Origin of the sequence: Paraconexibacter sp. AEG42_29 (genome assembly GCF_040581415.1) — a bacterium.
GTDB lineage: Bacteria > Actinomycetota > Thermoleophilia > Solirubrobacterales > Solirubrobacteraceae > Paraconexibacter.
Genome location: NZ_CP114014.1, coordinates 2,902,434 through 2,926,096, shown reverse-complemented (window position 1 = coordinate 2,926,096; position 23,663 = coordinate 2,902,434). Strand labels below are relative to the sequence as shown.

General features: G+C 68.0%; 29 protein-coding genes and 2 pseudogenes. 15 read left to right on the top strand and 16 right to left on the bottom strand.

Annotated elements, in window-relative coordinates; genetic code table 11:
• Window positions 1-1,084 precede the first annotated feature (1,084 nt).
• Window positions 1,085-1,594 carry a hypothetical protein gene (locus DSM112329_RS14175; protein WP_354697202.1) on the top strand — a complete coding sequence of 170 codons (510 nt, stop codon included), beginning with the start codon at window positions 1,085-1,087 and terminating at the stop codon, window positions 1,592-1,594.
• Between the two features lie 203 nt (window positions 1,595-1,797).
• On the opposite strand, the gene DSM112329_RS14170 is transcribed toward DSM112329_RS14175, so the two are convergent.
• The gene (locus DSM112329_RS14170) at window positions 1,798-2,223 is read right to left on the bottom strand and encodes a hypothetical protein (RefSeq protein WP_354697201.1); all 426 of its coding nucleotides are present in this window, start codon (window positions 2,221-2,223) and stop codon (window positions 1,798-1,800) included.
• A 413-nt stretch (window positions 2,224-2,636) separates the two neighbouring features.
• Window positions 2,637-3,431 (bottom strand): hypothetical protein, encoded by a 795-nt coding sequence (locus DSM112329_RS14165; RefSeq protein WP_354697200.1) that lies wholly within the window; start codon window positions 3,429-3,431, stop codon window positions 2,637-2,639.
• 167 nt (window positions 3,432-3,598) lie between these two features.
• On the opposite strand from DSM112329_RS14165, the gene DSM112329_RS14160 reads away from it, so the two are divergent.
• The gene (locus DSM112329_RS14160) at window positions 3,599-3,997 is read left to right on the top strand and encodes a DUF4265 domain-containing protein (RefSeq protein ID WP_354697199.1); all 399 of its coding nucleotides are present in this window, start codon (window positions 3,599-3,601) and stop codon (window positions 3,995-3,997) included.
• A gap of 221 nt (window positions 3,998-4,218) precedes the next feature.
• The gene (locus DSM112329_RS14155; RefSeq protein WP_354697198.1) at window positions 4,219-4,539 is read left to right on the top strand and encodes a hypothetical protein; all 321 of its coding nucleotides are present in this window, start codon (window positions 4,219-4,221) and stop codon (window positions 4,537-4,539) included.
• A 125-nt stretch (window positions 4,540-4,664) separates the two neighbouring features.
• On the opposite strand, the gene DSM112329_RS14150 is transcribed toward DSM112329_RS14155, so the two are convergent.
• Entirely contained in the window at window positions 4,665-4,928 is a 264-nt protein-coding gene (locus DSM112329_RS14150; RefSeq protein WP_354697197.1) for a hypothetical protein, read from the bottom strand.
• Window positions 4,929-5,160: 232 nt separating this feature from the next.
• Here DSM112329_RS14150 and DSM112329_RS14145 point away from each other — a divergent pair, with 232 nt between their 5' ends.
• Window positions 5,161-5,718 carry an RNA polymerase sigma factor gene (locus DSM112329_RS14145; RefSeq protein ID WP_354697196.1) on the top strand — a complete coding sequence of 186 codons (558 nt, stop codon included), beginning with the start codon at window positions 5,161-5,163 and terminating at the stop codon, window positions 5,716-5,718.
• Window positions 5,715-6,641 (top strand): hypothetical protein, encoded by a 927-nt coding sequence (locus DSM112329_RS14140; RefSeq protein WP_354697195.1) that lies wholly within the window; start codon window positions 5,715-5,717, stop codon window positions 6,639-6,641. Before DSM112329_RS14145 ends, DSM112329_RS14140 begins: the two co-directional genes overlap by 4 nt.
• A 193-nt stretch (window positions 6,642-6,834) precedes the next feature.
• On the opposite strand, the gene DSM112329_RS14135 is transcribed toward DSM112329_RS14140, so the two are convergent.
• On the bottom strand, window positions 6,835-7,302 hold the full coding sequence (locus tag DSM112329_RS14135) for a hypothetical protein (protein ID WP_354697194.1): 468 nt from the start codon (window positions 7,300-7,302) through the stop codon (window positions 6,835-6,837).
• 135 nt (window positions 7,303-7,437) lie between these two features.
• A complete protein-coding gene (locus DSM112329_RS14130) occupies window positions 7,438-8,103 on the bottom strand; it encodes a hypothetical protein (RefSeq protein WP_354697193.1) in 666 nt (221 codons plus the stop codon).
• A gap of 94 nt (window positions 8,104-8,197) precedes the next feature.
• Here DSM112329_RS14130 and DSM112329_RS14125 point away from each other — a divergent pair, with 94 nt between their 5' ends.
• Window positions 8,198-8,503 carry a hypothetical protein gene (locus tag DSM112329_RS14125; RefSeq protein WP_354697192.1) on the top strand — a complete coding sequence of 102 codons (306 nt, stop codon included), beginning with the start codon at window positions 8,198-8,200 and terminating at the stop codon, window positions 8,501-8,503.
• Between the two features lie 55 nt (window positions 8,504-8,558).
• Here DSM112329_RS14125 and DSM112329_RS14120 read toward each other — a convergent pair whose 3' ends face one another.
• A complete protein-coding gene (locus DSM112329_RS14120; RefSeq protein ID WP_354697191.1) occupies window positions 8,559-9,236 on the bottom strand; it encodes an aminoglycoside phosphotransferase family protein in 678 nt (225 codons plus the stop codon).
• A 637-nt stretch (window positions 9,237-9,873) separates the two neighbouring features.
• Between DSM112329_RS14120 and DSM112329_RS14115 the strand changes: the two genes are divergently transcribed.
• From DSM112329_RS14115 to DSM112329_RS14105, 3 genes are all read left to right on the top strand, one after another.
• The gene (locus DSM112329_RS14115; protein WP_354697190.1) at window positions 9,874-10,557 is read left to right on the top strand and encodes a sigma-70 family RNA polymerase sigma factor; all 684 of its coding nucleotides are present in this window, start codon (window positions 9,874-9,876) and stop codon (window positions 10,555-10,557) included.
• A gap of 397 nt (window positions 10,558-10,954) precedes the next feature.
• Complete coding sequence (locus DSM112329_RS14110) at window positions 10,955-11,329, top strand: hypothetical protein (RefSeq protein ID WP_354697189.1); 375 nt, start codon at window positions 10,955-10,957, stop codon at window positions 11,327-11,329.
• Between the two features lie 691 nt (window positions 11,330-12,020).
• Window positions 12,021-12,578: a contact-dependent growth inhibition system immunity protein gene (locus DSM112329_RS14105; protein ID WP_354697188.1), complete on the top strand. Its 558-nt coding sequence runs from the start codon at window positions 12,021-12,023 to the stop codon at window positions 12,576-12,578.
• A gap of 260 nt (window positions 12,579-12,838) precedes the next feature.
• Here DSM112329_RS14105 and DSM112329_RS14100 read toward each other — a convergent pair whose 3' ends face one another.
• On the bottom strand, window positions 12,839-13,168 hold the full coding sequence (locus DSM112329_RS14100) for a hypothetical protein (RefSeq protein ID WP_354697187.1): 330 nt from the start codon (window positions 13,166-13,168) through the stop codon (window positions 12,839-12,841).
• A gap of 129 nt (window positions 13,169-13,297) precedes the next feature.
• On the opposite strand from DSM112329_RS14100, the gene DSM112329_RS14095 reads away from it, so the two are divergent.
• Both DSM112329_RS14095 and DSM112329_RS14090 read left to right on the top strand, forming a co-directional pair.
• Window positions 13,298-13,684: a hypothetical protein gene (locus DSM112329_RS14095; RefSeq protein ID WP_354697186.1), complete on the top strand. Its 387-nt coding sequence runs from the start codon at window positions 13,298-13,300 to the stop codon at window positions 13,682-13,684.
• A 102-nt stretch (window positions 13,685-13,786) separates the two neighbouring features.
• Entirely contained in the window at window positions 13,787-14,332 is a 546-nt protein-coding gene (locus tag DSM112329_RS14090; protein ID WP_354697185.1) for a hypothetical protein, read from the top strand.
• Window positions 14,333-14,442: 110 nt separating this feature from the next.
• Here DSM112329_RS14090 and DSM112329_RS14085 read toward each other — a convergent pair whose 3' ends face one another.
• Window positions 14,443-15,156: a DUF4375 domain-containing protein gene (locus DSM112329_RS14085; protein ID WP_354697184.1), complete on the bottom strand. Its 714-nt coding sequence runs from the start codon at window positions 15,154-15,156 to the stop codon at window positions 14,443-14,445.
• Between the two features lie 125 nt (window positions 15,157-15,281).
• On the opposite strand from DSM112329_RS14085, the gene DSM112329_RS14080 reads away from it, so the two are divergent.
• Together DSM112329_RS14080 and DSM112329_RS14075 are read left to right on the top strand one after the other, a co-directional pair.
• Window positions 15,282-15,542, top strand: a complete 261-nt coding sequence (locus DSM112329_RS14080) for a type II toxin-antitoxin system prevent-host-death family antitoxin (protein WP_354697183.1) — start codon at window positions 15,282-15,284, stop codon at window positions 15,540-15,542.
• Window positions 15,539-15,793: pseudogene (locus DSM112329_RS14075) on the top strand (PIN domain-containing protein); the annotation flags it as partial. The gene DSM112329_RS14080 and the pseudogene DSM112329_RS14075, both read left to right, overlap by 4 nt.
• Window positions 15,794-15,994: 201 nt before the next feature.
• Here the strand turns inward: DSM112329_RS14075 and DSM112329_RS14070 are convergent.
• Window positions 15,995-17,266: an IS110 family transposase gene (locus DSM112329_RS14070; RefSeq protein ID WP_354697182.1), complete on the bottom strand. Its 1,272-nt coding sequence runs from the start codon at window positions 17,264-17,266 to the stop codon at window positions 15,995-15,997.
• Between the two features lie 78 nt (window positions 17,267-17,344).
• On the opposite strand from DSM112329_RS14070, the pseudogene DSM112329_RS14065 reads away from it, so the two are divergent.
• Window positions 17,345-17,491, top strand: a pseudogene (locus tag DSM112329_RS14065) (PIN domain-containing protein); the annotation flags it as partial.
• A gap of 73 nt (window positions 17,492-17,564) precedes the next feature.
• Here DSM112329_RS14065 and DSM112329_RS14060 read toward each other — a convergent pair.
• Both DSM112329_RS14060 and DSM112329_RS14055 read right to left on the bottom strand, forming a co-directional pair.
• Window positions 17,565-18,488, bottom strand: coding sequence for a hypothetical protein (locus DSM112329_RS14060; RefSeq protein ID WP_354697181.1), 924 nt, complete (start codon window positions 18,486-18,488; stop codon window positions 17,565-17,567).
• Window positions 18,489-18,598: 110 nt separating this feature from the next.
• Window positions 18,599-19,159 (bottom strand): RNA polymerase sigma factor, encoded by a 561-nt coding sequence (locus DSM112329_RS14055; RefSeq protein WP_354697180.1) that lies wholly within the window; start codon window positions 19,157-19,159, stop codon window positions 18,599-18,601.
• 254 nt (window positions 19,160-19,413) lie between these two features.
• Between DSM112329_RS14055 and DSM112329_RS14050 the strand changes: the two genes are divergently transcribed.
• The gene (locus tag DSM112329_RS14050) at window positions 19,414-19,671 is read left to right on the top strand and encodes a hypothetical protein (protein WP_354697179.1); all 258 of its coding nucleotides are present in this window, start codon (window positions 19,414-19,416) and stop codon (window positions 19,669-19,671) included.
• Between the two features lie 40 nt (window positions 19,672-19,711).
• On the opposite strand, the gene DSM112329_RS14045 is transcribed toward DSM112329_RS14050, so the two are convergent.
• From DSM112329_RS14045 to DSM112329_RS14025, 5 genes are all read right to left on the bottom strand, one after another.
• Complete coding sequence (locus DSM112329_RS14045; protein ID WP_354697178.1) at window positions 19,712-20,263, bottom strand: hypothetical protein; 552 nt, start codon at window positions 20,261-20,263, stop codon at window positions 19,712-19,714.
• Window positions 20,264-20,452: 189 nt separating this feature from the next.
• Entirely contained in the window at window positions 20,453-20,764 is a 312-nt protein-coding gene (locus DSM112329_RS14040; RefSeq protein ID WP_354697177.1) for a hypothetical protein, read from the bottom strand.
• 473 nt (window positions 20,765-21,237) lie between these two features.
• Window positions 21,238-21,921 (bottom strand): TlpA disulfide reductase family protein, encoded by a 684-nt coding sequence (locus DSM112329_RS14035; RefSeq protein ID WP_354697176.1) that lies wholly within the window; start codon window positions 21,919-21,921, stop codon window positions 21,238-21,240.
• Window positions 21,921-22,478 carry a sigma-70 family RNA polymerase sigma factor gene (locus DSM112329_RS14030; RefSeq protein WP_354697175.1) on the bottom strand — a complete coding sequence of 186 codons (558 nt, stop codon included), beginning with the start codon at window positions 22,476-22,478 and terminating at the stop codon, window positions 21,921-21,923. Before DSM112329_RS14030 ends, DSM112329_RS14035 begins: the two co-directional genes overlap by 1 nt.
• Before the next feature lie 233 nt (window positions 22,479-22,711).
• Window positions 22,712-23,233 (bottom strand): hypothetical protein, encoded by a 522-nt coding sequence (locus tag DSM112329_RS14025; RefSeq protein ID WP_354697174.1) that lies wholly within the window; start codon window positions 23,231-23,233, stop codon window positions 22,712-22,714.
• Window positions 23,234-23,663 lie beyond the last annotated feature (430 nt).

Genomic DNA, 23,663 nt, shown 5'->3' with positions numbered 1-23,663 from the left:
TTTGGAAGGGAACCCTCACCGGACGGGCTAGCTCCGCGGCCCCGAGATGAGTGGGGTCACCCGACGCCCGGCGTATCGACGGGCGGTTCAGCTCGGCCGCGATGTTCATGTCGGCGACCGATCACGGTTGCGGCAGCTCCGATGATGAGCAGGCCTGTGCCGACGAGGTAGAACCTGCCGGGCGAGGACGGCAGCCCCGGGCAATCTGAAGGCGACGGTCCGTAGCACCCGTACGTTCCGTGCCTACGGTTGTAGTCGTGAAGCCCGCCCACGCCGACGACAACGAGGCCGACTACGACCAGCATGAGCAAGGTCAGGCGCGCGGGCCGGAGCATCTCGCGACGGTATCCGCAGACTGCTGGCTACGTCGAACCACGGACTCACGTCCGCTGGGGAACCCCTACCGGGCACCCGCTGACCGCCGGAGCTAGACCGCTTGTGAGCCGGATGGCCCTGATCACGACACCTAGGCCGAGGCGCTTCCGCTTGGCGTGCCTCCACTGAGCGGCAGCGATCGCACCGCATCCCACCGGTCGCTGCACGCTGACTTGGTTGTCGTCCGGATACGGACTGCCAGCGCCGTTAGGATCGCGGTGTGAGGGGCCAAGGACGGCGCGGTGCATATCTCGCGGCCTCGCTAGCGGTCTCCTGCGGCGCCGCCTTCGGTCTCGGGACGCGTCCTCTCCCGGGCCGTTCGTCGTTGCCGTGGGTGCTTGTTGGCGTGTCTCCAGACGGACGCGTGTTGACGTTGGCGCGTCCTGATATCCGCTGCGCGCCGACCACGTCCTCGGTGCGCAGCACGCCATCGACAGTCCGCGTCTCGCTCCGAGCCGGGCCCTTCAAGGCAGTCTGCAGCACCACGCTGGACTACCGTCTGGCTGACCAGACCACCGTGCGTTTGCCGGATCCGCTGGGAGGCCGGCGCCTAACGGGGTCCGCGCAAGCCAGCCAGGGCACTGGACGCGAGCTGCGGGAGTACAACGTTCTCCTGAGGGACAGGCGCTGCGACGATCTGCGGGAGCTGCCGCCTGCGGCGGCGGCGCTAGACACGCGATGGGTCAAGCGGGAGCTGAAGCTGTGCTTGGTGCCGCTGCAGCCGGGGGTCCTGAGCCTCGACATTCTTCGCCGGCCGAAATCGGCCGCGGACGGCGGGGTGGCCCGGGCCCAAGGCGGTCTGCCGCCCAGGTTGCTGACGCGCGACTACGGCGGTCTACCGCCGCTGATGCGCCCGGACCTTCGTCGCGGGCTGCGCCATCCTCGGATCTGGTTTACACCTGGGACGGTGAGCTCGTGTCTGCAGGCGCGCGACCACGTCTACGGCTTGATTAACGAGACATGCAAGGACTCAAGCCGGGTCGCACGCGACGGGCTCTTCTCCGTTGAGCCCTGCGCGTCCCGGGCCCCGGGCCGTGTCATCGTTTCGGGCGTCGTGCCGTTGGGCGTGCGGACCGTTCAGCTGAAGGCCGGAAACCGAACCGTCGCGACCGCGCGCGCCAGACATGGCGCCGTCCTCGTGGCGGGACCCCGCGCGGACGGCATCGCCTGGAGATCCAAGGTCGTGCCGCTGAAAAGCACCAGTCCCTATTCGTGCTGACAGCTCGAACGCGCCTGCTCGCTCGTCCGGATCCAAGTTCTTTCGATCACGCCATGGCGGCCCTCGGCAGCTCTTCCCGCGGCCTGCGACTGAAGCACCGCGCAACAAACGGACGGGGCCGCTTGCAACGGAACTTCTGCCGGACGGGCAGCGAAATCAGCTGCTGGCAGTAGGCGCACGCGGTCGGTCATAGACGCTGGCGGTTACCACGTACCGTTGCGACAGCCTGCGTTGCGATAGCCGTCATCCGTGCAGGTGAGCTTGTAGCCGTTCGCGGCGTCCGCGTCCTTCGTGATCGTGAAGGTGTTGCCCGTCATGGACTTGCTTACGACCCTGTAGCCGTTTGGACTCTCTTCGACCAGGGTGTCTGTGTTCTCTGGGTCGTCGAGCTGCGAAGAACCGCTCAGGCATTCGTCATAGTCAGTTGTGTCGACGTAACAGACCTCGACTCGCGTGACCATGTTCCGAGCGTTGGACTTGGCATCTGCGTCGATGGACTTCGGGGTCTGGGGGTCAGGTGCCGACGCGGCGGCGGTAGCCGTGACGGTCTCGGTGGTGGTGTCACCGTCTCGGCCGCAGGCGGCGATCGAAAGCGCGGCAGCTATCAACAGGATGAAGGCGCGTTTCACGGTGGAGGAAACACTAACGAGGGCAACGGGTCGTGCACTCTGCGGTTGCCGTTGTCGAGCCCTCACCGTACGCCCGTGGCTGGCGGGCGAACACGTGGGCAACCCGGAGGGAGGAACTCGCTCTCGTAGTACTGCGGCGGGTGGCGTGCGATGGGGCACACCGAACCGCGCGGCGAAATCAGACGCGGACCGCCTTCGTCCGCAGACGCGGTCAGCCCCATCACGGAGATCAGCGCGGCGACCAAGGCCGCCACCGCTAAGCCGCCGATGACCATCCGCAGGCGCACCCCAGGAGCGTAGCCCGAGACGTTCGAAGCGTGATGTTGCCGTGCGATGCTCGACGCCAGGATCGCCGGGAGGACCGTCGCAGGGTCGCGAGTGCGTGAGCAGCTGCCCCCCGCGGCGACGTTTGGCTACGGACGATGCTGTCCGAGAGGCGCGGCGCGGGCTCTCCGTAGCCACGCGGACGCCCACCGGACGATGACGACGATCGCCGCCGCTCCGGCTGCGGCCATCAGCACCATCCAGTAGAGGATGCCGCTCCAGACGGTGTCGCCGGGGGAGTCACCGGTGAACGCGAAGAGGAGCAGCCAGCCCATGATCAGTGCGCCGATCATGAACCAACCTCCGCGCAGAATCGAGACCGTGAATGCAGCCACTGGCGCGACCGTGAGGAGCACGATGAACGTGGTCCAGTGGGTCTCCGCGACCTCGGCGATTCCAAAAGCAAGTGCCGCTGCCAGCGCTCCGCACCCGGCATCAACGAGCCGGCGACGGGAGACGTAGACACTCGCCGGCACGGCAACGAGGCTAGCGCTGTTCACAGTCCTGTGACGGATCCCGACCGGACGCGACGCGGTCGATCCACTGCGCGTGAAGATCGTCCCCAGGTACGTTACGACCGTGCTATCCGCGGTCTTCGCGAGCAATACCGGGTCGAACTCTCCGGACCAACGGAGTCGCTGCGGGCTCTGGCACGCGAACTCGCGTCGGGACGACTGCTGACCAGCGAGTTGAGCGCCCGAGGTCCCCTCCCGTACGACGTGTCCCTGACGTCCATCCGCCTGAGCCGCAGCGATGGACCGCTTTGTCTGCTCGTAGAAGACACCGAGCTTGTGGTCGCTGGAGATCGTGCTGCGCTCGAACTGTTCGCGGAGAATCTGGAGGGGTTCGTGAGCGACGCGGCGTCTGCCGACCGAGGCGCTCACCTTCATATCGAATGGTTCCCAGGCAATGACTACGTGGCAGAAGCCTCCGAGCCCCTGATTGTCCGGCTGCGCTAGTTCTGCTCCGTCTCCCGGGCAGACCCGGAGTCCGGCCCGCTTGGCGGAGAAACCTGACCGGGCGGGCTGGACGACGCCCGTCGGGTCCGCGGATGCACGAGCACGTCAGGTTGCTGGCAGGGCACAAACCTGACGGTACGGCGGTGATGGAGGAAGTCGCGGTCGAGCGACTGCCGAATGGAACGGTGCGGCTGCTCGCGACGCCGGCGGTCGCTGACGGCGTGGCACTCGGCGATGTCGCCGAAGTCGACGATGGTCGGATCGTCAAGATCGTGGCGCGCACTGGCCTTCTTGAGATCCAGGTCTACCTTCCCGCCGGTCGCGGCGGTGACCTCTTGGAGGAGCTCAGGAGCCGACTTGGCGAGATCGGTGGAGCAGTCCAGGGCGGCCAGCCGCGCGTGATCGTTTGTCATGTCCCGGTCGAGGCTGGGTTCGCTGCTGTCGAGGCGGCCGTGACGGCAGCGATCGGACGCGCCGAGGGCGTGGAATAGAATATTCACAAACGTGTATGACCACGACGGGGCGCCGCTCGGTTGGTGGGCAGCGCCGTAGCGCCGCCGTAGCGCCGCCGTACGACAACGAAACTCTCACCACGACGCGCGTGACCGACGGCGGCGGCGAACGGAACTGTCGGTCCTGGCGCGGAGTGCCAACACCCTCGGCGCCGCGAAAGACACGTCGCAGCTCGCGCCCTGGTCGTTACGGTCTGCTGATGGATGTCGAGCGGGCGATCGCGGACTTGCGATCCGGCAGCTGGGAGGTGGCCGTGCAAGCGGCCGAGTGTCTCCGGGCAACGCCAGGTGACGATGTGTCACGCGCCCTCGCGGCGGCGCTTAATGCTCACGACACGGCGATCACTGAAGCGGCGGCCGTGTCGCTGATCCTCCGAGATGCTCCAGGGACCGTCGGACTGCTTTGGCAAGCGCTGAGCACGCTCGACGACGATGCGACCGACCACATCTGGGATGTTGTGGACGAGTACTCCGATCACCCGATCAGCCGAGCGCTCGAGCAGCGCTACCGAGCGCGGTAGGGGGAACCTTGACCGCACGCGCCGTGGAATGTTGTCGGGAAGCTCGCGCCGTCGGTGACGCATGAGCGCGTAACTCGGTCGCCGCCGCTGCCCCACGCCGTCGGAGGGGGTCCGACTCCGGGTCCTCAGCGGCCGTTCGAGCGGCGTCGAAGCCCGCCGACGATTGCGAGGACGAGCAGCATCGCGGCATCTAGCACCAGTGCGCAGAAGGCCACGACTCCGGCGTCTGCAGCGGAAGCGTCGAATCCGTCGCAGATGCTGTGGCCGTCGCAGCGGAAGGCCGCCAGCATGCCGACGATCGCGACTGGGAGCAAAGCGACGAACGCAAGCGCCGCCCCCAAGGTCCAGCGCCAGAGCCGCGTCCGTCGCCTGCGGTCAAGCTCCGTCACAGCGACAGCCAGTGAGCACGACCGACAAGGAAGGGCCGCCACTGCATGAGCGAGGTCTCGTGGTCTTGGCCGTGATCATCAAGCGATTGTCGCGCGCCGCGGCGATGCGCGCCACAGAACGGTTCCCGCGTGACGGCGCGGAACACTTTCGGCTCGTTCCTGAGGCAGCGGTGGGGGGGACAGTCGTCACAGGTGGGAACCTCATGATGCTGCTTGGCGTTGCAGCCTGTGCATGACGAGCGATGACGACATCCAAGCATTGCGACGGTCGGTCAGCGAGCCGGCCGCGTTTGACGCGCTATTCGTCCGCCACCACATCGCGATCCGGCGCTACCTGCACGCGCGGGTAGGAGACGCGGCGCTCGCCGAGGATCTCGCGGCCGAGACGTTCGTCCGTGCCTTCGCTGCCCGCGCCCGGTTTCGCGATCAAGGCCACGGTGTGCGTGCGTGGCTGTTCCAGATCGCCACGAACCTGCTGCGGGACGAGATTCGCGCTGGCCACCGCCGCTCGCGTGCAGCAGCGCCAGAAGCCGTCAGCGTGGCCGCCCCAGACCTACCCGCGGACCCTGCGCTCGGGGAGCTGCTGCGGCAGCTCCCGCGCGAGCAGCTCGAGGTCCTGCTGCTGCACGCATGGGCGGACCTCGGTTACGAGGAGATCGCCGTTGCGCTCGACATCCGTGTCGGGACCGTCCGCTCACGGCTGCATCGGGCGCGCGCCCACCTGCGCCGCTCTCTTCCGACCCTCGAACCGGCCCGTCCCGCGGTGCGGCCGGGACGGAGCACCACATGACAGACCACGACCTCGCGTGCCTGAAGCGCGCCTACCCGGACCTCCCTGGCGCGGAGCCGCCAGCGGCCACCGTCGCCCGCCTGCAGGCTGCCTACGCCGAGGAGGACTCCGCAACGCCATCCAGAGCTACCGGCGGTCAGAGACAGGGGGGTCGCCGACCGTCCCGCCGCACTGGCCTGCTCGCGATCGGCTTAGTCGTTATCAGCGGCACAGCCGTCGCGGCAAGCACCGGCGGCTGGGACCCGCAGCTCGGCACGCCCGGGCGCGGAGATCGCCCCCGAGCCGCAGCGACCCCGGTCCCTGCTGAGCAGCTCGCGGCGCTCGCCGTGCTGCGCCGGCCGCAGACCGACCGCGATCGCGGGCCGCTGGTGCGCATCGCGCTGCGGAGCCTGGACCGCTCGCTCGCCAACGGCGTCCATGTCGAGGCGATCCGCGTGATCGACCAGGGACGGCGCTCGGCAACCATCCTGATCCCCGCCGAACGCACCGGCCCGTACGAGCCGCGCTACGCAAACCTCGCGGCGCGCGACGTCCTCTGCTTGCACACGGTCGCCTTCGTTGCGCCAACGACAGTGACGGCCGGCGGGCGCCGTCGGCGTGTAGGCGGCGGCTACGGCGGTGGAGGGACGTGCGGGACGACTTCGACGTTGCGCACGACCGGCATCCGGGCCGGGGCGGGCGACAACGCCGGACGGGTCATGACCGGCCCGGTGGACTATGAGCACGGTCCGCTCACGCATTACGCCACGCTCGTGCCCGACGGCGTCGCGAAGGTGACGATCAACCTTCGGCGCGGTCGTACCGTGACCGTCCCCGTGCGTGACAACGTCTACCGCTTCGCCGTTCCAGGCATCCAGTCCCAGCTCGGGACGATCTGGTATGACGCCGCCGGAACACGCATCGACCACCGCGCACGCCCGTAGATTCGTCAGCGCCAACGCCAGCCCGAAAGCCCTGCCAAATCGGAACGGCATCGCACGCGGTGAGGCTTCGTGGGAAAGCCAGGACCGCGGACGCCGCCGCCAGCGTCGGAGGCTGAAGCCTCCGACGCTCCACGGATGTCTGAGACTGCCGTGCCTTATCGGGAACCGTTACCAGACGAGTTTGGCGTCAACCCTAGGCCGCAGACCAGTAACCGGCCACGCCGATACCGATGGTGGCGAAGTGCCGGCCGTCGAGATCCCCGTCGTCCTTCGGGACGGATGGGCGCCACACCGACAACTCGAGCGCGGGGAAGATGTAGCTATGGCCGAGTTCGGGGTCTGTCTCGTCGTAGCTCGCCTGGGCGGTGAGGATGCCGAGGGCCTCGTCGGCGTCAAGGCTCAGGATCAGTTGACCTGCGAACGTCACCCCCATGGCTGCGGTCTGGCCGAGCTCGATGAACTCGATCTTGCCATCGGGTGAGTCGTAGGTGACCTGGAACGCGTTGTCATGCGCAAGATCCCGATAGTCGCCGTCCGGGACAGACCCGTCGAACAGCAGAAGCGGTCGCAGCTCCGGCATCACGGCACGAGCGTCGGCACGCGACATGCCGAGATTCACCGCGCCAACGCCGACATGCGGAACGATCTCGTAGACCACCATCAACACGACCGTATCGACGTTCCCGGAGGGACCCCTTAGCAAGTGGCTTGGCCAGAACCGCGAGGGTCGCGTCTGCTCGTTCTCACCCAAGTCGGCACCAGCTTCTTGGCGAGCAAAGCCCGGATGGAACCCGCGTCAGTCCGAGTCATCGCGTGCGGGGTAGAAGCACGCTTTGACCGCGGCCGGTACGTCCCTTGGTCTCGCGCCGATGAGAGCGTGAGCAACACGACGGAATGCGGGATCGCTGAGTCCACTGGTCGTGCGGGCTACGCAACCGAAGGTCTGTTTGTCCACCGGGTCGGTAGTCCGGGCAGGGTCGGCGAGCATCGACCGCAGCAGGTCGGTTCCGAGTTCGTCTAGCCGCCAGCTGCCCGACGGTCCGCGCAGCGCTTCGACGTGGCCTACAGAACCGGCGAAGTCGCCGCCGTCCAGACGGAGGTTGACCTTTGCGCGATCCTCGTTCCGGTCGATGCCGGTGACACGAACACTGGTGTCCGTGTCCGGTCCAGTCCTGGACACGAGGTAGGTGCATCGGTCGCGCGAGCGATACAACGCGGCGATCAAACGCGGTGTTGCCGCTGAGACGCACCGCTGCTGAGCGGCTCCGGTGAGCCCCGCGGTAACCGCCTTGCGCACGGCCGCCTGATCGTCTTGACCGCCCGACTCGCCGCAGCCGGCACCAGTCAGGGCCAGAGCGGTTGCAGCGCCACACATCATGAGCCGTCGCGCGCCGTATCGCCAGCCGCGCACACCCTCCCGGGACGGAGCGTTGAGCCTGGCCGGATGGCTGGTGCCTGCCACCGCGTCAACCGTACTACCGCGGCGCACGAAGATCCGCGGGGCGACGTGTCCGCATCAGAACCCTGACCGGACACGGCTCTGGAAGAATGAGAGCGTGACCGACCCAGACGATGTCCGCGATCGCATCGCGCGCGCCGTTGAGTTGGCTCAGGCTGAGGGCTGCCCGGTCGCTGGTGGAGAAGTCCGGCAGATCGCGGAGGTCGCTCACCGGCGATGGCTCTCGTATGACCGCCGGCATCGCGCGCCACCGGGTGGCGTCGGGGCCCGCGTAGAGGATCTCGCGAGGGGTTTACGGGACCGCCTGGAGGACGACCCGCAGGCGGCCGGTCCCTTGATGACCGATTATCGCTACCTCGCTGCCAAAGTCGCTGAAGCGCTGACGACGCCGTCCACCGGCTGAGCGCTGCCGAACCTCTCGCAGCGGAACCCTGCGCGGACGGAGGCTTTGCTTTGAGTCAGCAGTCGCTGAGATCAGATCTCTGGGTCGCGCCTTCGCTGTCGGTCGTACAGGCTCCATATCTGGTCGTAGACGGCGTGGGCGCGAAAGAAAGGCCTGAGGTCGTTGGCGTGGTCCCATCGAAGCCGTCGAGCATCTTGCGGACGTGGTCTGAGGTGGCCCCGTGATTCGTCAGACTGATCACGCAGCTCGCTACGTCCCAGTGGATCGGTCCCCGAAAGGTGTCCTCGAAGTCGTTCCAGAAGCGACCTCTGGGCGTGCGAAGCTGGTTGCCGAGCGAGATGTCGCCGTGCAGTGCCTGGGCGGGTAGCGCGGACGTGAACACCTCGTCCTTGAGCATCTGGAGGCGATCGTGCAGCGACCTGATGATGCCGGCCTCCTCGTCGTCGGCTGCGCGAAGCAGGCTGTGCAAACGTTCGATGTCATTGCCGAGATCGCTCATGTTCGCCAGGTCGCCGTCGTAAGCCGCCAGAGCGTCGTGCAGGTCTCGCAGCGCGCGACCGAGCTGGCCCGCGTCGTCGACGCGCGGCGTCGGGTCGACGCCGGGAATCCATTCGGAGAACGTCATCCATCGGCCGTCGTGGTTATGCGGTCCTGGCGGGAGCAGCGCGCTCGGCCGGACGACGAGCCCGATGGCGCGAGGAACTCGAGCACTGACGTCTCCCGTGTGAGCCATCTCTGAGGATCGTCGTGTATCGCGATCGTCCCGCTCATGACGCGCGCCGCGACAGGTGCGGGCCGCAGGTGCACCAGAACGTTGCTGGAGGCATGAATCACGGTCGCCCCGGCGTGCGCTACACCGTGAGCGGCCGCTATCGCGCGAGCTGCGGTCAGAGCGCGTTGGTCAAGATCGTAGGTCATCCAGGGATACCGGTCACGAACTTACCCGGGCCGCGCGGTTGCCACCGGGCGGAGGGCTGCCCGCCCAGTGCCACGGTGCCTCGGTCGGCCGCGATCGCTTGGCCCGACATCGGTTCCGCCACGTGATTGTCAGCTCGCCAACCGTCAGCGGACGCCTCCGCGGCTAACCGGCAGCTGAGGCCACGGCAGAGGGGCGAGTGTCCAATGAGCCATCAAGAGCCCTGACTCCCGGAAGCCGCCGCTTGCGTAGCCGTCGAAGGGCCGCGTGCCGTCTGGAGTCTCTTCGGGACAGTCGACGCTCCACGTCACAGCTGTGCGGTCACCGCATCGCAGGCACCGCTGCTCACAGGCACCCCGGCAGGCATCGGACACGCCGTCCGGCGACCGGACGCGGATCATCCGTACTCGCCGCGTGTGTCACAGATCCGATGCCGTGCGCCACTAGTTCTTTGATGCCAGATCTCATCTGCACGCGATGCTCCGCCGGGTCCTATGTGACGGCGGCCTGGGCAGGGCTTGAGCCGTGCCCTGTCTGCCGCACGCCGCTGACCGCGGGCGGGGGCGCGCCGGCCTGCGATCGCCGCGATGTTCCGGCGAGCGGCGACGCGCAGCTTGCCCGGCGGCATCGGGCCGGTGACCCCGACGCGTTTACCGCGCTGCACGCCCGGTACGCAGTTGAGCTTCGCGCGCACGCGCGGCGCGTGGTCGGTGACGCGCACGCCGAGGACATGGTGCAGGAGGCGTTCGTGCGCGCCCATCGGTTCATGCTGCACGATCCGCGTGCGGTGCACCATGACCTGTCCCTGCGTGCGTGGCTTCATACCGTCGTGCGTCACCGCTGCCTTGACGAGCTGCGGCGTACCCGCCGGCCGCAGACGCCGCTTGACGAGGACGCGACGGCCGGCGGTCACGGCCCGCTTGCACTGGCGGTGCAGGCCGAGGAACTGCTCCAGCTCGGCCGCGCGGTGGCGGGCCTCCCGCGCCGGCAGCGTCAGGCGCTCGTGCAGCATGTGCTGGACGGTGAGCCGCACGCCGTTGTGGCGCGCCGCCTACACACGACAGTGCCAGCGACCAAGAGCCTGATCAATCGCGCCCGCTCGTCGCTGCGGCACACGGCGCTTGCGATCAACCCCTGACAGCGATGGATGCCGTGCCGCCGCCATTGGCCGCTACGCGTGCACCACAACTGCGAGGAGCTACGAGTCATTCGCCTCTCGCTGCGTGCGCTGTGCGCGCGAAATCTGGAACGTTCCTCACCGGACGACGGTGAGTTCCTCGAAACCGTCTCGATCACGACGGCCCGAAGCGAGATTCCCTGTAGGGCTGACGCTGCCGGTCATCGGCGTGCTGCGTCGGGATCTCAACTACGGTTTGTCTGTGTGCGGCGTTCGGATGATCGGCGGGGTGCTGGCAGCAGCGGCAGCCGTCTGCACCGGCGGCTGCGGGTCGTCAGGCGACACATCGCCGCGGCAGCGCGCGGTGGACCTGCACCCCGCGCCGGCGTGTACCCCACCCGGGCCGCGGTCCATCTCGATGACCAACGGCGGCACGCCACAGACAGACGTTGAGCGTGCCTCGTCTGTCGTCAACGCGCAGAGCGCCGCGGGCTCTGAAACAACGCTCCGGTTCGCTGATGGGAGTTACCGGGTGACACGGTGCGACCAGACCGGACGCCTGCGGGCGGGCCAGGTGGTGGTGGCGTTCCGCGATCAGGGCCGCACGATCTTCCTGCCGTCCCTCGTCGAGATGCCGAGTCGCGGCACAGTCCACGTCGGTGGCTCCAGTGCGGCGTTCCTCGACTACGCTTACGGGCTCGACACGAACCGCGCGCGGGCACGTCGAGCCCGCGAGATGTTCAGGGCCGTCGGCCGCACCCTGCCGCCGACGCCGTTGCCCTCGCCTAAGTGACCGAAGTCGGTCACCGGCGTCGCTGCTGAACAACGTCGCTCCTCGCTCGTCGGGCCCGGCGTCACGACCTCCACGGGCGTAGGGGTCACGTTGAGGTCGCCCCCCGACACGCGGAGCGGCACTCGAGCAGGCGCGTCACGAGGGACGTCCAGTCAGGACGGGGAAGGGAGCACACAACGTTTGCGCACGACTCTTGGGCGGCATGGCCTATTGACCCGTGGTCGCGCTGCTGCGGCAGCAGGTGCTCAGCGACGGCAGCGTCTGTCTTCGCCTGCGTGGTGGAACGGTGGCCCAGGCTTGTCGGCCGCCCACCCTACGGCGAGGCCAGCTCGGATCGCGGCAGCGACACGGGCCGGCGTCACGACTCCAGGGCCGCTGAGTTCCGCAACGCTGTCCGCACGCATCTGGCCGGTGTCCACCACGAGTACCTGCCGGTGATCAGACCCCGCTACGGCAAATCGGAGACTCGTACCCGCGAGCTACATCTGCAAGGCCCGTCGGCAGACTGTCCATCGATAGGCCGCGCCGTCGACTGAAATCTTGCGCGAGCCTCTGGGTCGTGATCGACACGGACCCAGGAGATCATCCGCAGCTCAGCCCCTCCGCCTGAGGCTGGCCGGGACGCTGCGGTAGTCCCACTCTGTGGCGCGCTCGTCCGATGCTCAGACCACCTGGGTGGCATGCTTCAATCGTGACGAGTACGGCTGAAGTTGAGTGTCCCCGCTGCGGCCAGGGACCCGTCCGGCGATTTCGCGTTGTAGTCAGCCAGGAGGAGCTGATCGTCTGCGACGAATGCGACGCCGCGTGGAGCCTGGGCGCCAGTGCATCGGCTGGCTTCGTCGACCTAGAAACGGGGCTTCGAGCGCGAGGGCTGAAGAAAGGCCGCGATGAGCTCACAAAGTCGTCCCTCTCAGCACAGGAGCCGGGGACGTCGACGACGGGTCTCGGAGTTCTACTCGGGGGCTACCTGCACCAAGATTGGCCCTACGATTACGGAACGGTTTGGGACGGCGTGCAAGCGTTCGTGACCGGGGAAGGCATGGCACAGGTTCTGGCGGCGAGGCTGGATGTCCGATGGCTCATCTCACGCGGGCTCAACGAGAATGCACTCCGGACGGTCCTGGTAGACGAGCTTGGAACCGGTTATTGGCCTCCCGGTGATGGCTACACCATTTTTGAGTGGCTCGACCGACTAGCCGTACGGCTACGCGAGGCTGAACTCCCGCCGACGACACTCCTCCAGGCGTAAAAGCCACTGTGCCCACCCGGCCCTCTGCCATCAGACGCCTCTACATGCGGGGCGCGTGGCTGGCCTGATGGGTCCTGCTGAGAGCAGCCGACTCGTTCCTAGCAACCAAACGCCTGGAGACCAGGCCGTCGGTTGCTTGTGCCGGGGATTTGCTCGCCGGCGCTGGCAACGATGCCTGTCCGCTTTTGAACCTGTGTGCGGTGAAGACCGTCCCGTTGCGGAACCCTCTCCGGCGCAGGTGGCCGTGTCTGCTTTCGCGCCTAGATCGAGCGATCGATGGTGTAGACCGGGCCATCCGGCGTGGTCCGAAGGACGAAGGCAAACCCCGCCGGAGTGATGTCGGTGCGGGCGCCGAACTGCCGCACGACGTCGGCGAAGGACGCCGGTCCGCGTGCGGCGGCTTCCTCGAAGACAGTGGCGGGGTCGAGGCCGATGCGCTGCGCGCAGTCGTGGAATGGCGCGATCGCCATCATGAGATCGCGAGAGTCCTTCCTCCATTCGGTCTCGCCCTCCTGGAGCAGGTCGACCAGGCCGTTGAGCAGGAGCGCGCCGGACCGCGTGCGCAGTGCTTTGTTCACGGTCTCGAACATCGAGCCGCAGTGTTGCAGCGGAACCCTTACCGGAAGTGCGTGCACGCGCCGTGCACCTACGCGCCCACCCCCACCGGACGTACTGCAGAGCGCCGCGAATGGGTCGCGGGGTGAGGCTAGAGTCCCGGCATGGTGCGAGCGGGGAGGGCGTTCGACGAGGCGGTCAAGTCTGCGGCGGTAGCTCACGGCTGGCGCACCGGCGGTGGAGGCTTTCTCTATCGCGTTCAGGGCGACTACATTTACGAGCTGTCCGTGACCAATCGCAGGGAACGCGGTGAGACTCGCGGCCGATTGTCCGTCAAGCCGATGGGCGTTGACCCAGTGTTCTGGGAGGTGGTCGGGCTCTCGGAGCTCACAAAGAAGCGAGCCGGCTTTCGGCTTGCGGGGGCATTCACCCTCCGGCTTGCAACGGTCGCCGAAATGGCTCGTCCAACCGGCGACGACGAGACTGTCACGGCAACCCAGGTCGTCCACGACTTGCAGGCTGCATTCGGGCAGCACCGGGCCGATTATTGAGACCTTGATGACTTCGAGCCGCTGCTGAACGCCGCTGGTGGTGGTTTTGAGATTGAGCGGATCGCTTGGCTTATCGCGATGGGGCGTCGTGAAGATGCTCGCGTGCTGGCCCGGGCCCGCGCAACCGCCGGCGTCTCCGAGCGGTTCAGCTTCGAAGGTGGGACGTTCGACGAGCTGGCGCTGACGTTTCTCGGTGACCCGATCATCGTCACCCACGCCGACTCAGCCACCAGTGACCGATTCCGCGGCGTTCGCGCCTCCAGTCCCGAGGGCGTGAGGGACCGGATCGCGCGATCGCTCGCGCTGCTCGACGGCGAACGCTACTTCGCCTACGCGTTGGCTCGCCTGCCATCGCCCACTGCACTGCACACCGTCGACCGTCTCGAGATCACGGAGTTCGTCCAGGTCGCCGGATCGGCCATACGGTTGACCATCGAAGTACGCCACGTGTCTAACGACGTGATCCGTCATGACGTTCTGGGACATGGGGCCGCGCAGCAGAACGCCGAGACAATCACCTTCGGCGGGAACTCGCTGACCGTCCATCGGCACGAGGTTTTCGACGCCGCGAGCGCCACCGACGTTCTCATGCACTACTACGAGCACGACGTCGCGCCGGAAGCGATGACGAGACGGCCGCTCAGTTGACGCCGGATCCGGATGCGACCGCTCGGGACGCCGGCCACCTGTCCCGGCACCGAACCCTCACCGGACGCTGCGAAGGTTGGCGTGAGCTTTCTTGGGACGCCTCGACGCGGCTAGACAAGGTAAGTCGCTGTCTGCCGCCAGGACTCGCGCAGTTGCTCAACGGTGACGATGGCTGTGGCCTCGGCGGCGTTTGAGAGGCACGTTAGGATGTGCGCCCGGGCGAGTTGGGCGACGTCGTCTGGGTCTGCGCTCGGGTGAGTGCGCAGCGTGGCGATACTCAGTGACGTGATCTCGGCGTTGATCGCGGCCTGGTCTGTCAGCTCGGCGCAGACTGCGAAGATCGGCGTCGCCGCCCGCCGCTCCCGGCTGGTTGAAGCGATGCTCTGCGTTGCGGCGGCGAAGGCGGCCGGGTGCGCGTCGACGTACCGGGCCAGCGGCTCATCGATCGACGGGAGTGCGTAGAAGCGTTCGTCGAGAGCCGCGAGTCGATCACCGATTTCCGCCGGGTGGGATTCGCCTGACGCCTCGCGGCGGCGCCAAGCGGCTGCGGCCTTCGTCATCGGACCGATCTCGGCGAAGACGTTGAGGACGTGGCGGTGGGCTCGGGCGCCAACAAGCTCCGCGCCGTCGATCGCCTCCTGCAGATGGCCACCTACCTCGTTTGGGTCGGCGTCCATGAGCAACGTGAAGCCGCCGTTTTCGACCGCACCGGCGATGACGAGCAGGCCGCGCAGACCACGTAGGCCGTCGGTGAGCTCGGCCTCGTCGAGGGTCCACACAGCGTCGAAGATCGTCGACAAGCGCTCGGCGTCCGGATGCGTCACCCGTCAAGTCTCTCGCACATCTGCTGTCCCGCCAAGCCGTCCGCAGCCAAACCTTCACCGGGCGCGGCGAGTGCTCGGCGGCCGCCTCATATTGCGGTGTGCGACGGTCGTGCTACATTTGTCGCATGACCGAGATCGCGGCTCGTGAGCTTCGCAACCAGACGGCCGACGTCCTGCGGCGGGTCGAGGCCGGCGAGCAGGTGATCATCACATCGCGCGGCCGCCCCGTCGCTGAGCTGATTCCGGTGCGAGCTGCCCGCCGCACACCGATCGGGCGCACGGAACTCGTCCGCCGTCTTGGCGTAGCTCAGGCCGACCCCGGGTTGCGAGACGACCTGGCGACGTTGGCCGGAGACACGACTGACGACCTCGATCCGATCCGGTGACACCCGCCGCCACGCGGGGGCTCCTCGACACGAGCGTCTTCATCGCCTCAGAGTCCGGACGGCCCCTGCTCGCCGATCTGCTCCCGGACGAGAGCGTCGTGAGCGCGATCACCATCGGCGAGCTGCAGGCCGGGGTCCTAACTGCGGCCGACGTCGACGTCAGGGCGCGACGCCTGGCGACGCTCGAGGCGGTTGCCGACATCGAGATCCTGGCGGTCGACGCACACGTCGCTGCGGCCTGGGCCATGCTGCGCGTCCATCTAGCTTTCGCGGGGTCGGTCAAGGGCGGCGGTGGCCGTAGGTCATCGCCGCGACTGGCAATCGCGGTATTTGCGTGGATCGGGCTGCGGGCCCCGGCAGGTCGCTCTGGGTGCGGCAGGCTGATGAGGCGCCGTCGTGCGGCAGGCTTTCGTGTGCGCCGTCAGAGAGCGGCTGCGCGGGCGGGCGGCAAGCTAGTGTGCGCCGTCGAGCGGCATAGCCGGAACGCCGTCACCGCCCGCGCGCCGAGCGCGAGCGTAGCGCCGATCGTCGTAGGGCTGTTGGGTTTGAAGAAGGCGCCAGCAGAGCCGGCAGGCGTGCCGGGCAAGCGCAACGCGCGCTTGCATCGGGCGCATCCCGCGCGCGGTCAGCTGCGTGTTGCGGGCGGCGAACGCTGGGGCGTAGAGCGAGAGGCCCCAGGCGATGCCCATCAGCGCGTCGCGGTGCTCGGCCAGTCCGGTCCTGGCGATCTTGCCGCGCCGGGTGATTGTCGAGGACTGATAGCTCGCCGGCGCCAGACCCGTCGCCGAGTACAGATGCTCGGGGGTGGGCCAGCGCTCGATCGGCAGCGTGAACGCGCTGAACGCTGCAGCGCGAACGACCGCGACCCCGGGCAGGCTGGTCAGGACCTGACCCGGCGTCTGCGCAAGGAGCGCCTCAAGCTGGGTCTCGCAGACCGCGATGTCGGCTTGGAGGTCCTGCCAGCGACGCAGGTCGCGACCGAGCCGCTGCGCGCGCAGCTCGGCATCGACCGGCGGCGCCAGGAGCCGCTTCCAGCGCTGTGCCCAGAACGCGGCGGTCGCCTCGGTCATCCGGCCCGGTGCGCGAGCCAAGAGCGACCGCGCGGACGGTGCTCGACCGGTGAACGCGACCGCGCAGGCAAGCGCGGCCTGTCCGGTCGGCGAGTCGATGAGCAACGCCCGACCCTGACAGGCCGGCGAGGACAAGCCCGGGCAGAGCGCATTGAGCTGATCGTGCAGCCGCTGCTGCAGCTTCTTGCGCGCGTCGACGAGCTGGCGGCGATGACGAACCGTCCCCAACAACGCCTCGACCGCATCCGGCTCAGCGGCCCGGCCGGCACCCTGCCTCAGCAGCCAGACCATCGCAGCGCAATCGCGGTCATCAGTCTTAAACCGCCGCGATCCAAGCTGCGCCCTGGCCGCGGTCGTCTCCGATGGCGCGAACAACCGAAGCGACCCCGGCCAGCGTCGCTGGATCTCCGTCGCCCACGCCCGATGCAACGCCCCGGTCTCTTCCATCCCGATCACCGGCGGCCCGCCGACCCGGCTCTCCGCGATCAACCGCTCGAGCTCCTCGATCCCGTCACGAAGCACCGGCAACGACACCGGCTCCCCGATCAACCCACGCTCCCCGGTGGTCAACCACACACGATTCACCGCCTTGCCCGGATCGATCGCGATCACCAACGTCGACGCCGGCACCTCCGTCCGCAGCAGTCCGTCCATCTCTCTCCCTCTCAGGACAAAGAAGAAGACCCTCCCCGACACCGCCGAGAAGGACCTCTCAACAACCGGACTGCTGATCTATCAGCCGAGCGTGGTCGGCGGATCAACGTCAACGACCTGTGGATCGCCGCGACCGCCCTGGCCAACGCAGTTCCGGTAGTCAGCCAAGACGACGACTTCGCACCGCTGGAGGGCGCGGGCGGCCTCCAGGTCATTCGCGTCTGACCTAGCCAGCAGTCCGGTCCGGAACCCCTACCGATACCTAAAGCGCTGTCGAACCTGAAGGAGCGATGGTGCATCAAGGTGTCCGAGCGCGGAGCTGCCTCAGCACGCGCAGACGCCCGCGCTCGGAGCGCCCTTCGATCACGAGCCACCCCGGTCCCGCCTTCCGCAGGGTGAGGTCACCGAAGGCGGCGGCGATGCCCGGTGCCTTGGTCGGCCGCTGGCCGGGGAGCCGGTCGGCTCGAGTCGCGGGGTTTCGTGCGTCGAGTAGCAGCGCCGCCCGATAGCGAGCGTCGCGGTCATAGAAGACGGTCGTCGCGCATGCGAGGAACGGGCGGCCCGCTACATCAGGCTGGCGGCTTGGCAGGCGCGTGATGACCTGTTCGCTGCCCGCGTATCTGCCGGTTATCCGGGGGACGGTGATTGCGCAGGGCCCGCCGGTCGGCGGGCGGGTGGGGGAGACCTGCTTGATGGCAAGCCGGCGGCCGCTGGCCGTACCGTGCTGCGCTCGTTCGTCGGCGATGTTCTGTCCGGCGGCGTCGAGTGGTATCGGGATGGCGGGCGGGCGTCCTACACGCTGACGTTCGGTCCACACCGCCGCGCGCCATCCGGACGGCAGGCGCGTATCGCGGGCGGTCACGATCCGGCGGCCGTCGCTCAGGCGGATCGCGCTCACGGTCGCGGTGACGACTGCGTAGTTGAGCGACGTGCCCTCCGCGTCCTTGCCGCGGATCAGGCCTCCGCTGGAGATCACTGGGGCAGAAGCCGGGGCGGCCAGGCCGCATCCGCTGCCGCCGCCGATCCCCTTGATGCGGATGTTGCCGCACCAGCCGATCGTGCCCGCCGACAGGTTGGGGCGCAGCTCGACGCGGTACTCGCGCAGAGAGGACCCGAATCCCGGCGCAACTCCGGCGAGCTCCCTGGACGGCTCGCGCTCCAGCGTCGCCACCGCCGCCGCGGCCGACCCGGCCAGCACCAGTGCGCCGGCGGCGACGAGCAAGCGCGGGCGCAGGCTGCGCGGGCCGGCGGCGGGGCGACGAGCGGGATGGTCTTCGGAGCGCAGCTCGTGGCTGGCGCGGAGCAGCTGCGTGCGTAGTTCGTCTTTGAAGTTCATCGTTGGCCTCCGAGGGCCTCGCGCAGGACAGCGAGCCCGCGGCTTACGCGTTTGCGGATCACGAACGCTGAGGTTCCGAGGTCGCGGGCGATCTGCTCGTGGCTGCGGTCCTCGATCACGTAAGCGTGTACGGCGGTGCGCTGATCGGGGGCGAGCGCCTGAAGCAGCGCAAGCACGTGGGTCTCCTCCGTGAGCTCGTCGATCCGCTGCAGGTCCTCGTCGTTCAGGTGCAGCGGCTGGAGAGCCAGCCGGCTGCGCATCGTGCTGTCGGCCTGTCCGGCGCGGTAGCTGTCGGCGAGCACGTTGCGAGCGATGCCGAACAGCCAAGGCGCCGCCCGGTCCGGAAGGGTCGAGCGACCGACCTGCGCCGACACCAGCGCGCCGGCGAAGGTCTCCATCGTGAGGTCCGCCGCCACGTCCGCGGACGACGTGCGCCGCGCGAAATACGCCAGAACGACATCGAAGTAGCGCTCGTAGAACTCTGCGAACGCCGTGCCGTCCTGCTCGCGGCGCACAAGCGCCAGGAGCGATTCGTCAGATGGGTTCTCGAGGGCCATCACGTGGTATGTCTGCCGCAAGCCGAAAGTGTGACCGACGCATCAGGGGGAACGCCCGCCCGCCCGCACGGGAACCCCATCCGGACAGTTGCCGGCAGAGCCGGTTGCCGAGCCGCTGGACTGGCCGACAACGATTTGAGACCGTTGCGGCGATGGCACTTTTTCGGCGTAGCTCCCGCGACAACCAGCCGGACCAGCGGGGCAGCAGCGCTCGGTATGCAGGGAAGCCGCTTCTTCGACTGATCGAGCTGTACGTGCTCGACGTCCTGGCCCTCCTCCCTGACGAAGACCGCACCAGGGTCCAGGCGATGACGCCGAAGCTCCGGGAGACGTTCGGCTCGGCCGCGTCAACTTGGCAGGGAGTGCTCGACGACGCGCTGGAGCTGCCGCCGACGTTTCCCGAGGACGTCAGGACCCAGTGGGTCGACCTATCAGCGGCGGCCGCCGCGGCAGGCCAAGTGCTAAGTCCCGACGACTACGCGGCTGTCATCGCAGACTCGTTCGACGGGTGAACGTCTAGCTCACCCGTGGGTATCGTCCGCCGGCCAACCCCTACCGGACACGCGAAGAGTCGAGGGGCGGCCCGCTGCCGAGCGCTTGCGCGAGGGCAGGAGCGAGCAGCCTCTGCTGTTCTGGATACCGAGGGTCAGGACGTACCTCGGCCGCGGGTGCGAGCTCGAGCAGCTCCCCAACGAGTCTCACGATCGCGGCGGCTTGGACAGGACCCCAGCGGCCATCTTGAGGCCACCAAAAGAACTGGATCTCGTCGGCATAGAGGAACATCTCAAGGACCGAGATTTCAATGCCTTCGATGTTCATGCTCAGCGCGCCAACGCAGACCGAAGAGCTGCGGCCGGCGAGGATGAGATCGGCAACGTCTGGACGCTGCGCGACCGTCACGTCGAGCTCCTCCGGCTCCAGCCAGAACGTCCGCCCACTCCACGCGGTGACGTCGGCGGCGATCCTTTGGAACAGGATGCTGAGGTCATTTCCCCGAAGGCCGACGACGTGGAGTTCGGGCGCGTCGTCGTCCTCTTCGGTCACGCAGAACCAGTCCAGGAGTTCCGGGGTGAAGCGATCGAGGATGGCGGCAACGGAGTCCACCAGTCGATCATCCACGAGCCGACCGAGAATGTCCGCCGCTGAAGCCCCACCGGACGGACTTGACGTGCGCGCTCGAGCCGAGGTGGGGCCCGCTGAGCCGCACGGCAGTGCCGCGCCGGCGCCGCCGTCGCCGTCGCCGTCGCCGGCCGCAGGCGTCGTGCGGTGCCAGGGGGCGCGTCGTCCGACCATTTATCCGCCAACGATTCGTCCTGGCTTCTGGTCGAAGGGGTCACCTTGGCCGGAGCCGGTCATCTGGCGGTTCTCGAACGTGACGAAGCGTCCGGATGAGTATCGCCAGAACGTTTCGTGCTTTCGCACCTCGACCCTGTCCGGGGCGCCGAGCCAGCCGCACACCTGCCGCTCGGTCGGTCGCGTGAACTTCGCATACGCGCCGGTGGCCGTGCCGCCAATGGTTGAAGTTGGCTGCACTTCTTTGCCCGTGACAGCGACGCCGACGCAAGGACGCTCATCGCCGCACCCCCCGAGCACGACCGTGAGCAACACCGCAAGTGCTACAGAACGCACGATCTGAGACTAGCCCCGGTCAGACGGGTTGACGGGCCGACCGCTGGGACGGACCTTCGCCCTGTTGACGGAACCCTCACCGGCTGCGGTTCCTGGCGCCGAGACGCGCCAGGCTGGTGCGGACTCTCCGCGTGGCTTCGGCCGAGTCGTCCACAAACACAAAGACCAAAAAGGGGAGCACTAGCGTCCATCCGACCGAGACGCCGACTAAGCCAAGCACGATCCCAACAGCGGCGACGACACCCAGCGCGAAACCGACGTAAGGAGTCATGCCAGGAGTATGTCGCGGCACCGCCGCAGAGCAACCTTCACCGGACGCTGTGTCGGGCCGTCGCGGCGAACGACGGCCCGCTGTCGAAGCGGTCGAGCGGCGCGCTGCGATGGCGGATTCATGCGGACCGCAGGACGCCCGGGCGCTTGGTCGGAGCGGACGTCGTCGTTTCTCGATTTCACGGCTGGGTCGTGGTGTTGAGACCGGGCGAGGTCGGGTTGCTGGGACCGTTCCCGGCCGGGTCCATAGCCCGTGCGACCTCCGCCCGAAGGCCCGGCAAATCGACAACGCCTTCGGCGACCCACGCGATGTTCCCGGTTGCGTCGAGGACGAAGGTCTGCGGTAGCCCGGACAGTCCATAGGCGTGCGCGATCTCATCCTTCGGGTCGAGAAGCAAAGGCAGGGAGAGCCCGGCAGCCCGCACCGCCTCAAGACGCGAGGTTCGGCGTCCGGCCGTGACGCGAAATGGTGGGTCCGAAGGGTGGTCGATGAGGACGACCGCCCCGGTTCCCGTCTCGCGCAGTTCCCGGCTGAGGTCGTCGGCGACGGCGGCCTGCTCGCGGCACGGCTCACACCAGCTCGCCCAGAACATCACCACCAGCGGCTTGCCGCGGAACTCCGCGAGCGAGGTGAAGCGATCAGTTCCGGCGATTCGCAGCTGCGCTTCGGCCCGTGGCGCCGGCTCACGATCGCCGACCAGCTCCGCAGCGACGGCGATCGCGGTGAGCGACAACGCAGCTCCCGCCGCCGCCACCGCGAGCTTCACCCGACGCCGCACGCTTTGGCGGGGATGCGCGGGCGTACGGACCTGGCGGTCTACGGCAGTACCGAGGGCACGCTCGAGGTCGGGCAGGAGGGTCACTAGCGTGCTCCTTGGTCGGTCAGGTTGTGGCGCAGGCGGGCGAGGCCGCGGCTGACGCGCTTGCGGACTGCCGGCTGACCGATTTGGAGTCGCTGCGCGATGTCCGCGTAGCGCTCGTCGTCCAGCACGAAGGCGGACACGGCTTCGCGTTGGTCGGCCGGCAGGTCGGCGAGCCATGCGTCGGCGTCGCTGAACAGCTGCTCGATCTCACGGCGCGTCCGCTCGTCGAGCCTCACCCGGTCGAGTCCGAGGCGCAGGGTCGCGTCCCGTTCGATGCGTCGCCGGCGCGCGCTCATCCGCAGCTTGTTCTGGGCGATCCCGAGCAGCCACGGAGCGGCGCCCGCCTCGTGCGTGACGAACTTGTCGCGGGCGAGCCACGCAGCGGCGAACGTCTCCGCGGTCAGGTCGGCCGCGTCCTCAACGGTCGGGGCGCGACGGATCAGCCAGCCGAGCACCAGCCGCTCATGCCGCCGATAGAACGCCTCAAACGCCCGGCCGTCCACGCCCGAGGCCGCGAGCAGATCGGCATCGGAGTCATCGCGGCCGTTCGACATCATCGAGAGCCCATTGCACCACGCCGCCGATCTGTGACCGACCGGTCACGATCCGAGGTGGGATATGGACGAAACGACGCCGGGGACAAACTGTCGCCTCGTCTCCCCGAGCGCACGGGCGTCACGGCCAGCCCCGCCGAGGGCGGGGGATTTGGACCGCCGCAGCCGCTCGTGGCAGCGGACCGGTCGCGCCGCACACGAACCCTGAGCGGACACAGGGGTTTTCCGACCGGCCGCTAGGAGTTCTCATCCGTGAACTCAAGCGTGAAGGTGCGAATGAAGCGCCCACCGTTCCACCGCAGCGTTCCGATCCGCAGACGGGTGGGGCAACACAGTGCGTCGGTTCGCGAGTACTTCGGCTCGGTGGTCACCAAGTGCGTGCCGTCGCCTTCAAGCCGAAAGGTCGTGTCCGACAGGCGCTTATAGACGATCTTCCAGCCACCGGCACGGCCACGCAGGACCACCCACGGCGCCGGTGAGGAGACGGTGCAGCACTGAAAATGAAGCGCACGGTCGGTACGCCCGTCGCCGTCAAAGTCGCCGCAGAGCGATGTGCTTGGCCGACGGTAGACGTTGCTGGGCTTGGTTTCGAAGAAGACCCGGCGCAGCACCCGATCGGTGTTCATCGTTTGAGGAACTCGTGCTTGGCGAGCAGCGATCAGGCCCTGCGCCTTGGAGCAGCTCGTCCACGAGCGGGTAGCGGCGCCTGCCGCGGATGTGCCCACGGCGCAAAGGGCGGCGACGGCAATCACGCTCACCCCGGCGCCGCGTCTGGCCCAACAAGGGCTGCTCATCACACACTCCGATCTGACGGTTGGCCTTGTCCCGCCAGACCTTCGCACCATCGACACTGCGGAGAAAGCCGGCCGGCGATGATCGAACGTCACCAGGCCAAGCCATACTCCGGCTCGTGTTCTCGATGCGGTGGCTGGCCGTGCTCGTAGTGCTGCTCGTGCTCGGACTGACTCTTCAGACCGTGGGCGTTGCTGCCGGGGCCTGGATCGCCTTGCTGGCGCTAGCGGCGATGACCGCTGGCTGGCTCTTCCTCGGGTCGCCGTTTGGGGACGACTAACGGTGTCGCACATGAGAACCTTGAGCGGACGTCGCGCGAGTGTCTGCCCGACCTACTGCCTCGCTTGTCGATGACCGTCGGTCGGCTAGGTTGCTCAGGTGGTCAAGGTCCGCACG

Excerpts from the sequence above, each read along its gene's own strand:
- DSM112329_RS14155 (WP_354697198.1), top strand. The coding sequence starts at position 4,219 with ATGGATGTCGAGCGGGCGATCGCGGACTTGCGATCCGGCAGCTGGGAG.
- DSM112329_RS14135 (WP_354697194.1), bottom strand. The coding sequence starts at position 7,302 with ATGGTGGTCTACGAGATCGTTCCGCATGTCGGCGTTGGCGCGGTGAAT.
- DSM112329_RS14095 (WP_354697186.1), top strand. The coding sequence starts at position 13,298 with ATGGTGCGAGCGGGGAGGGCGTTCGACGAGGCGGTCAAGTCTGCGGCG.
- DSM112329_RS14160 (WP_354697199.1), top strand. The coding sequence starts at position 3,599 with ATGCACGAGCACGTCAGGTTGCTGGCAGGGCACAAACCTGACGGTACG.
- DSM112329_RS14110 (WP_354697189.1), top strand. The coding sequence starts at position 10,955 with ATGACCAACGGCGGCACGCCACAGACAGACGTTGAGCGTGCCTCGTCT.
- DSM112329_RS14100 (WP_354697187.1), bottom strand. The coding sequence starts at position 13,168 with ATGTTCGAGACCGTGAACAAAGCACTGCGCACGCGGTCCGGCGCGCTC.
- DSM112329_RS14070 (WP_354697182.1), bottom strand. The coding sequence starts at position 17,266 with ATGGACGGACTGCTGCGGACGGAGGTGCCGGCGTCGACGTTGGTGATC.
- DSM112329_RS14140 (WP_354697195.1), top strand. The coding sequence starts at position 5,715 with ATGACAGACCACGACCTCGCGTGCCTGAAGCGCGCCTACCCGGACCTC.
- DSM112329_RS14055 (WP_354697180.1), bottom strand. The coding sequence starts at position 19,159 with ATGGCCCTCGAGAACCCATCTGACGAATCGCTCCTGGCGCTTGTGCGC.
- DSM112329_RS14145 (WP_354697196.1), top strand. The coding sequence starts at position 5,161 with ATGACGAGCGATGACGACATCCAAGCATTGCGACGGTCGGTCAGCGAG.
- DSM112329_RS14030 (WP_354697175.1), bottom strand. The coding sequence starts at position 22,478 with ATGATGTCGAACGGCCGCGATGACTCCGATGCCGATCTGCTCGCGGCC.
- DSM112329_RS14080 (WP_354697183.1), top strand. The coding sequence starts at position 15,282 with ATGACCGAGATCGCGGCTCGTGAGCTTCGCAACCAGACGGCCGACGTC.
- DSM112329_RS14120 (WP_354697191.1), bottom strand. The coding sequence starts at position 9,236 with ATGGCTCACACGGGAGACGTCAGTGCTCGAGTTCCTCGCGCCATCGGG.
- DSM112329_RS14115 (WP_354697190.1), top strand. The coding sequence starts at position 9,874 with ATGCCAGATCTCATCTGCACGCGATGCTCCGCCGGGTCCTATGTGACG.